The organism is Halorubrum tibetense, assembly GCF_042661865.1.
Taxonomy (GTDB): Archaea; Halobacteriota; Halobacteria; order Halobacteriales; family Haloferacaceae; genus Halorubrum; species Halorubrum tibetense.
Genome location: NZ_JBHSWW010000108.1, coordinates 1 through 7,613 on the forward strand (window position 1 = coordinate 1; position 7,613 = coordinate 7,613).

6 protein-coding genes and 1 pseudogene are annotated in these 7,613 nt (G+C 68.9%); 3 read left to right on the forward strand and 4 right to left on the reverse strand.

What is annotated here, in order from left to right:
• A pseudogene (locus ACFQEU_RS08625) lies at positions 1 to 234 on the reverse strand (DNA ligase); the annotation flags it as partial.
• A gap of 207 nt (positions 235 to 441) precedes the next feature.
• On the opposite strand from ACFQEU_RS08625, the gene ACFQEU_RS08630 reads away from it, so the two are divergent.
• Positions 442 to 2,049: a glutamate-cysteine ligase family protein gene (locus ACFQEU_RS08630; RefSeq protein WP_379781216.1), complete on the forward strand. Its 1,608-nt coding sequence runs from the start codon at positions 442 to 444 to the stop codon at positions 2,047 to 2,049.
• Positions 2,050 to 2,134: 85 nt separating this feature from the next.
• Positions 2,135 to 3,802, forward strand: coding sequence for a histidine kinase N-terminal 7TM domain-containing protein (locus tag ACFQEU_RS08635; RefSeq protein ID WP_379781218.1), 1,668 nt, complete (start codon positions 2,135 to 2,137; stop codon positions 3,800 to 3,802).
• Positions 3,803 to 3,923: 121 nt separating this feature from the next.
• Here ACFQEU_RS08635 and ACFQEU_RS08640 read toward each other — a convergent pair whose 3' ends face one another.
• Positions 3,924 to 5,099, reverse strand: a complete 1,176-nt coding sequence (locus ACFQEU_RS08640; RefSeq protein WP_379781220.1) for a 5-(carboxyamino)imidazole ribonucleotide synthase — start codon at positions 5,097 to 5,099, stop codon at positions 3,924 to 3,926.
• A 202-nt stretch (positions 5,100 to 5,301) separates the two neighbouring features.
• Between ACFQEU_RS08640 and ACFQEU_RS08645 the strand changes: the two genes are divergently transcribed.
• Entirely contained in the window at positions 5,302 to 5,919 is a 618-nt protein-coding gene (locus ACFQEU_RS08645) for a CDP-alcohol phosphatidyltransferase family protein (RefSeq protein ID WP_379781222.1), read from the forward strand.
• 41 nt (positions 5,920 to 5,960) lie between these two features.
• On the opposite strand, the gene ACFQEU_RS08650 is transcribed toward ACFQEU_RS08645, so the two are convergent.
• Positions 5,961 to 6,710, reverse strand: coding sequence for a hypothetical protein (locus ACFQEU_RS08650; RefSeq protein WP_379781224.1), 750 nt, complete (start codon positions 6,708 to 6,710; stop codon positions 5,961 to 5,963).
• 75 nt (positions 6,711 to 6,785) lie between these two features.
• A partial coding sequence (locus ACFQEU_RS08655) for an FtsZ/tubulin family protein (RefSeq protein WP_379781226.1) occupies positions 6,786 to 7,613 on the reverse strand: 828 nt, incomplete at its 5' end.

The following is a 7,613-nucleotide window of genomic DNA, read 5'->3' on the forward strand; positions in this document are numbered from 1 at the left end:
GGCGCTCACGTTGGGGCCGGCGGCACGGGCGATCGCCTCGTGGCACGCGGCGGGGCCGATGTCCAGCGTCCGCGTGTCGTGCGCCGGGAAGACGCGTCCGAGGAGGAACCGGGTCGTAACCGCGAGGTCGTCACCGGCGTCGCCAAACAGATCGGCGACTGCGGCGGTCGTGGCGAGATCCCCCGATTCGGTTTCCAACCGCCGACAGCGGTCGGCGAACGCCTCGAACTCCATGAACTGGATCGACTGTCGTCGGGCAAAAGGGCCCCGGTGCGGACCGGCGGTCGAGGTGGGCTGTAGCCCGCGGCGGGGTGGGTGTAGCCCGCTACGGGGTGGGCACTAGCGAGCAGTCGGCGTGAGGATCGGCCAACAGTGGGCCCTAACGGAAACGGGCGCTCGCGGCCGGCGAGCTTTTAGGACAGCGGACCGTCCGCCAACCGCATGAGCATCGAGTCGACCCTCGCTGACGGGGTCCGGGAGGCGCTCGCCGTCGACCCGGAGGCGTTCACGGCCCGCGCCGAAGAGGAGGCGGAGGTCGTCAAACAGGGGTTACACGACGGCGTGTTCGACAACCACCAGTCGATCGTCGGGTTCGAGTACGAGTTCTACGCCGTCGCCGACGGCCGCTGGAGCGAGGAGTCCCGCGCCGGCGAGTACGCCCTGATGCGCGTCCCGCGCCGGCTCCTCGAACTGATGGGGTTCGAAAAGGAGCTCGGCCTCCACAACGCGGAGATGTGTACGAGCCCGCAGCCGCTCTCGGATCACGGCCTCCGTGCGCAGCTCGCCGAGGTCCGCGCCCGACTGGAGGCCGCCGAGAACTGCGCCGGCGTCGAGGGGATGCGCCTCGTTTCCGACGGCGTGTGGACGATCCCGCCCGCCGGCGAAACCGCCCGCGGCTACCTCACCGACAGCGTCGAGGTCGACGGGGTCACCGTGGCGGCCAACATGAGCGACGCCGTCCGGTACCACGCGATGGCCAACGCCGATGGAGCGGGACAGTCAGTCGCGCTGGAGGCACCCGGGGTGTCGCTGGCGGCGGACACCGTGATGCCCGAGAGCCTCATCACGTCGATCCAGCCGCACTACCAGGTCGCGCAAGCGGAGACGCTCCCGGTTCACTTCCGTTACGCGCTCCGGATCGCCGGTCCGCTCTTGGCTCTGGGGGTCAACTCGCCGGTGCTCCCGCCGGACCTGTACGAAGAGGGATGGGACGGCGAGCGCGCCCTCGCTGACGGGGCGACGGAGAACCGAGTCCACGTGTTCGAGTCGGTACTTAACGCTCGGACGGCGGAGAACAAGGTCCGGTTCCCGCGTGACATCCACGACGTGGAGGAGGCGGTCGACCGGATCGCGGGTGACGAGACGCTGATCCCGATGCCGGAGTCGGACGACTCCGACCGGTTCGACGACGCCTTCGCCACGTTTCGAACGAAACACGGCACCTACTGGCGGTGGGTCCGACCGGTGTTCGAAGGGGCGAGCCGGTCGAGCGCGAACGCCCGTATCGAGTTCCGTCCGGTCCCGGCGCAGCCGACCGTCCGCGACTCTATCGCGTTCCAAGCGGCATTCGCGGGGCTGATGGAGGCGCTCCCGCGCCACGAACACCCGGTCATCGGGCTCGACTGGGAGGCCGCCCGCGACAACTTCTACGCGGCGGTCGCGGACGGGATCGACGCCGATATGGAGTGGATCGGGTACGACGGCGAGCACACGACGGGACCGGCCTCCGCTGCTGAAGGGGCGTGGTCGGCGGAGGCGGGTTCAGGGAGTTTCGGGAACGGACCACACGGGATGTACGCCGACCTCCTCGATCACGCCGCGGCCGGGTTGCGTGCTGCGGGGTGCTCGGAGGCGGAGGCCGACTCGTGGCTCGCCCCGCTCCGCTACCGGGCCGAACACGGAACGACACCCGCCGACTGGAAGCGTGAGCGGATCCGCGACCGCCTCGAAGAGGGTGACTCCTTCGCCGAGGCGGTCCACGGTATGCAGCGGGAGTACATCGAGAAACAGTCGGAAACCCTCGTTTCCGGCGGGTTCTCGGCGTGGTAACGGGGGGTGAGAACCGGTAACCTCCCGGTGTCATAGCCAACCGACTTAAATACGGAACGCGCTTTCGGTCGAACGGTTGTTCCAGATGGAGTGGCAGTCGACCCCGTACGTTCTCCTGTTGTTCGTGGCTGCCGCCGTCTCACTGCTGTGGGCCGCGTACGGGATCGATTCGGCGAGACGGAAGGGCTGGACCGCGACCCTCGGCGCGTTCGTCGTGTTGTGTCTCTCGGTGTCGATCTGGGCCGGGACGTTTGCGGTCCAGCTGGCCAGTCCGACACTCGATGCGAAGCTGTTCGCGTACCGGGTTCTTCACGTCGGTGCTGCCGTGACTCCGGCAGCGTGGTTCGCGTTCGCGGTGGCGTACACGGGTAGGGGTGATCGACTGACCCCGGCGGTCGTCGCCGCTCTCGGCGTGGTCCCGGTCGTACTGATCGTCACGCTGGTGACGAACCCGTACTCGCTGGCGCTGACCGACGCGACACTGTCGACATCCGGGTCGCTGGCGCGACTGATGACGACGAACGGGCCGATCTACCAGCTCCATCTCGGCATCTCGTACGTCCTGATCGTCGCGGGGGCCGTACTCGTCTCGGCGCACGCGCTCCGGTCGGGGCGGTCGATCCGACGCGGGGACGTGCTTCTGGTCCTCGGTGCCGCGATCCCGCTCGTCGTCAACGTGTTTCACGTGTTCTCGATCCCACCGATCGACGCGACAGCGGTGAACTTGACACCCGTCTCGCTGTCGCTCTCGACGGTTCTGTTCGGCGTCGCCGTGTTCAGATACCGACTGTTGGACCTGACGCCGATCGCTTCCCGAGTCGTACTCGAGGAGATGAGCGACGGCGTGATCGTCCTCGATAGCCAGGAGACTGTCGTCGACGTCAATCCGGCCGCCGAGCGTGTTCTCGGCGGTCGCGACGAGGTGCTCGGCGGCGACGTCTCGGCGTGGCTCCCGGAGTACGACCGACTCAGTGCGGAGGGGTCGATCCTCATGACGCTACAGGGGGACGACGAGGAACGGTTCCTGCAGTTGAGTCGGTCCCCCATCGGACGTGGTGGTGAGCGATACGGATGGGTGGTCCTGATACAGGACGTGACGACGATCGAGCTCCAGCGACGGGAGCTCGAGGAGCAAAACGAGCGGTTGGACGCGTTCGCTCGGATCGTCTCACACGACCTCCGGAACCCGCTGTCGGTCATCGCGGGCTACGCGGAGATCGCGAGCGAAACGGGCGAGAAGCGACACTTCGACGTGATCCAGCGAACCGTCACGAACATGACGACGTTCCTCGAAGACCTCCTCGAACTCTCCCTACGGGGTGAGACGGTCACGGAGCTCGAACCCGTCTCGCTCGCGGCGGTCGTCGACGAGCTCGACGCCGATATCCGGGACGACGAGCTGACGGCCACCAGCGCCGACGACGCGGTCGTCCTCGCGGATCCGGGGCGGCTGAAACAGGTGTTCGATAACCTGCTTCGGAACGCTCGCGACCACGTCGACGGCCCCGTGTCAGTGACGATCGGGACGCTTCCCGATGGGTTCTACGTGGAGGACGACGGTCCCGGGATCGGGGTTGAGAACCGTGAGGAGGTGTTCGACCTCGGATTCACGACGAGCGGGGCCGGAACCGGGCTTGGACTCGCGATCGTTCGAGATATCGTCGAGGCCCACGGGTGGTCGATAGCAGCAGTCGAGAGCGAGAGCGGGGGTGCGCGCTTCGAGATCACCGGCGTCGAGTTCGTCGAGAGGTGAACCACCGGTTACTGACTGCCGATCGACGGTTCCGGCAGTACGTGAAATACACCTGTTGGCGGACCGACTACTCCTCGCGGACCGACTACCCCTGGCGGACCGACTAGCCCTGGCCGACCGACTACTCCCGACGGAACGTCGTCCCGTCTCGGAGCGCACGCGCCCGGGAGAGCAGCGCGTCGCGATCGGCAGGGAGGTCAGCGGTTTCGTCCGAGGCAGTCACCGTGAGATGGCCCATCTTGCGGAGCGGCCGCGCCTCCGCCTTTCCGTACCAGTGGAGGTCCGCGTCGGGCGCGGCGAGAACGGACTCGACCCCGCGGAGCGTCGCCGGGGTCGGGTCGGACACGTCGCCGAGGAGGTTCGCCGTGACTGCCGGCGCGACGAGATCGGTCGGACCGAGCGGCCAGCCCAGCACGGCCCGGACGTGGTTCTCGAACTGCGAGGTTCGGGCCCCCTCGATGGTCCAGTGGCCGGAGTTGTGCGGACGCGGCGCGATCTCGTTGACGAGCACGTCGCCGTCGCGGGTCTCGAACAGCTCGATCCCGTAGGCCCCGCGCCCGTCGAGAAACGCGAGAACGTCCTCCGCGACAGCCTCGGCACGGTCGAGGACCGCGTCGTCGGCGCGGGCTGGTGAGACGCTCTCGCGGAGGATCTCGTCGCGGTGGACCGTCTCTGTCGGCGGGTAGGTTCGCGTTTCGCCGTCGGCTCCTTTCACACCCATCACGGCGATCTCGCGCTCGAAATCGACGAACCGCTCGGCCATGGCGTCACCCCCGACCGCCGCCAGGGCGTCGGCCGCGTCCGCGGGGTCCGTCACCGGGACGTTCCCACGACCGTCATACCCCCCTTTACGGGCTTTGAGCATGACGCCGCCGAACTCCTGGGCCGCCCGTTCGACCCCGCCTTGGGTCGCGACCGCGACGAACTCCGGTTCGGGGATCCCGGCGTCGGCGAGCGCCTCCGCCTGGACGAGCTTGTCCTGGATCGTTTCCAAGGTCCCCGGGTCGGGGTGGACCGGGACGTCGTGTTCGGCTGCGGCCGCCGCCAACGCCTCGGGATCCGCGAGCTCGATCTCGAAGGTGAGCGCGTCGACGCGCGAGGCGAGCTCGTGGATCCCGTCCGCGTCGTCGAACGCGGCGACGATCTGGTCGCGAACGACCGGTGCGGCCGGACAGTCGGGAGTCGGATCGAGCACGACCACGTCGACGCCGAGCGGTGCGGCCGCCTCCGACAGCATTCGAGCGAGCTGGCCGCCACCGACGACACCGAGCGTCGGCCCGGGCAGGCTGATGGACATGCCGAACGGATCCACGGGGTCCGGAATAAGGGTTGTCAACCGTGGCGTCGGGGAACGCCTCTAGCGACGGACGGCCGAGCGACCACGGCGAGGGATCGGCGGCGACGACACCGGGAGCGGCGGCGACGACGACCGGTTTATACCACCCGCGCGAGTAGCGACTGACAGGAATGTCATCACCGTCCGGGGGCGATTCGCGACGATGACGCTGGACAGGCTTCGTCCGCTGGCGAGTCGGGCGATAACCCCGTTCGTGACCGCGGCCGACCGGGTCGGGGTCACGCCGAACGCGATCACGACGCTATCGGTGTTCACGGCGGCTGCCGGCGGGTACGCGCTCGTTCTCGGCGGGTCGGACCCGATCTGGTACGCGCCCGCCGCCCTCCTCGTGCTCGTCACCGGCTTCTTCGATGTCCTCGACGGCGCGCTCGCACGCGCGACGGACACTGCCTCGGACGCCGGCGATTTCCTCGATCACGTCCTCGACCGTTACGGCGACGTGTTGATCCTTGGCGGGCTGGCGATCGGCGTCGAGCGGTACGTCCTCGGCATGCTGGCGCTCACCGGCGTCCTCCTCACCGCGTACCTCGGGACACAGGCGGAGGCATTGGGGCTTGAACGAATCTACGGCGGCCTGCTCGGGCGGGCGGACATCCTCCTCCTCGTCGGGGCGGTCGCCGCCGTGGCGACCGTCGCGAACCCGGTCGTCTACGGACTCTCGCTCGTCGAGTGGACGCTCGCGTTCCTCGCGGTGTTCACGCACGTGACCGCCGGCCAGCGGTTCGTCTGGTGCTGGCGGGCGATCACTGCGGAGTCGTGACGAGGGGGTGGGTTACTCGGGCTGAAGGCGCCGAGCTGCCGTCAGCGAAGCTCGACCCGCGCCAGGTCGCTCTCGACGCCCGCGACGAACTCGTTGTACGCTTCGACGAACGCCGGGAACCGATCGGCGTACTCCCGGACGTCCGGTGCGGCGGGTGCCGCGTACTGTGAGAGCAGGTAGACGCCGTTCGAACCCCCGACCCGAAGGTACGAGACGCTCCCCTCTTCCCACTTGAGCTCCCACCGATCTCCCGAGACCCGGGCGGTGAACGTGCCGTAGTCGTCCGCCTCGTAGCGATAGATCTCGCCCGCGATCACGCTGCACGTCTCACGGACCGCGTCGAGCACCCGGTCACGCTCGGCCACGACTCCCTCGGTCGAGGCGGGATCGGGGAACTCGGCGATGACGTCGTCGAGGACGCCGGACAGCGACTCGACGTGATCGTTCCACGCGGCAACCATGTTCGCGTAATCGTCCAGGGCGGCGGCGAGCCCGGCCGGATCCGGCGGCTGTTTCGTCGAGACGACGTAGGTGTCGGATCCCCGGTTGGGTGAGAACAGAAGGAACTCCAGCTCGCCCGCCTCGTGTTTGACGGTCCACTCGCCGCCCGGCGTGGACAGCTCGATCCGACCGTAATCACCGCCCTGCAACCGAGCGAGCTGGTAGGCGATCGTGCCGGCGTGGTCGCGGACCGCATCGGCCAGCTCGTCGCGCCGATCGGCGACCGCATCCACGTCGTGGACGTTGAGGCCGAGACCGAGCTCCGCGCTGGCGTCGGAAGGCGTCGTCATGTCTAGAGGCGGGCGACGCGGGCGGTTAACGGGATCGGTCCGATCGTCTCCCGGCTGCCCGCACTGCGGTGTCGCTCAGGCGATCGAGTCGCGGATCTCGCGGAGCCGGTCGGGCTCGTCGATACCGGACCGGACCACGACGGCGAACACCGCCTCGGACCCCGGCGTGGGAGCGTCACCGCTCAGTATCGCGCCGGACCCCGTCTCCTCGGCCAGCCACCGGCGGCCGTCGGCTATCGCCTCGCGGTTCAGCCACGCCGGCGGCCCGCCCACGACGAGCAGGGTCCGGTCCGCCCGTCCGTCCGGGACCTCGATAGTCCCCTTCCCTCGCGTCGCTTTCCGTATCACGGTCTCGATCGCCGACACCGCCGCGCTCGTGTCCACCTTCTCCGGCTCCTTGGACCCGAACAGGCCGAGACCGAACCGCGACTCCGTCTCCGGCGGCTCGACCGGCTGTGTCGCGTACCCGAGCGCCGCGATCTCGCCGTCGTCGCCGACCGCACGGGCGACGTCGCTGGCGTCGAGAACCTGCTGTGGCGTGACGGCGTCGTCGTCACCCTCGCCGGCCCCGAACAGGGCGGCGATCCGCTCGACGACGACCCCGTTCACTCGGTCGTGGGCGTCAACGATCGTTTCGTCGCTCTTGAGCCACGCCGCGTTGTCGAACGGAAAGACCGCGTCGACATCGTCCGAGAGGGCCTCCAGCGTCCGGGCCGCGTTTTTCTCGGCGAGCGGGCGGCGGGGTGCGTCGTCGTTCGCGCCGGCCTCGGTCTCCGTAGGGGTCGGGAGTACCCCGAAGACGTACGTCGGGGCGTCGTACAACCGACCGAGCTCCGCGGCGAGGGCGGGTGCAGCACCCGCGCCCGCGGCCCCCCCGATGCCGACGACGAGGACGAACGCCGC

Bases quoted from the DNA above. Each gene is read 5' to 3' on its own strand.
- ACFQEU_RS08630 (WP_379781216.1), top strand. From the start codon at position 442: ATGAGCATCGAGTCGACCCTCGCTGACGGGGTCCGGGAGGCGCTCGCC.
- ACFQEU_RS08635 (WP_379781218.1), top strand. From the start codon at position 2,135: ATGGAGTGGCAGTCGACCCCGTACGTTCTCCTGTTGTTCGTGGCTGCC.
- ACFQEU_RS08640 (WP_379781220.1), bottom strand. From the start codon at position 5,099: ATGTCCATCAGCCTGCCCGGGCCGACGCTCGGTGTCGTCGGTGGCGGC.
- ACFQEU_RS08645 (WP_379781222.1), top strand. From the start codon at position 5,302: ATGACGCTGGACAGGCTTCGTCCGCTGGCGAGTCGGGCGATAACCCCG.
- ACFQEU_RS08650 (WP_379781224.1), bottom strand. From the start codon at position 6,710: ATGACGACGCCTTCCGACGCCAGCGCGGAGCTCGGTCTCGGCCTCAAC.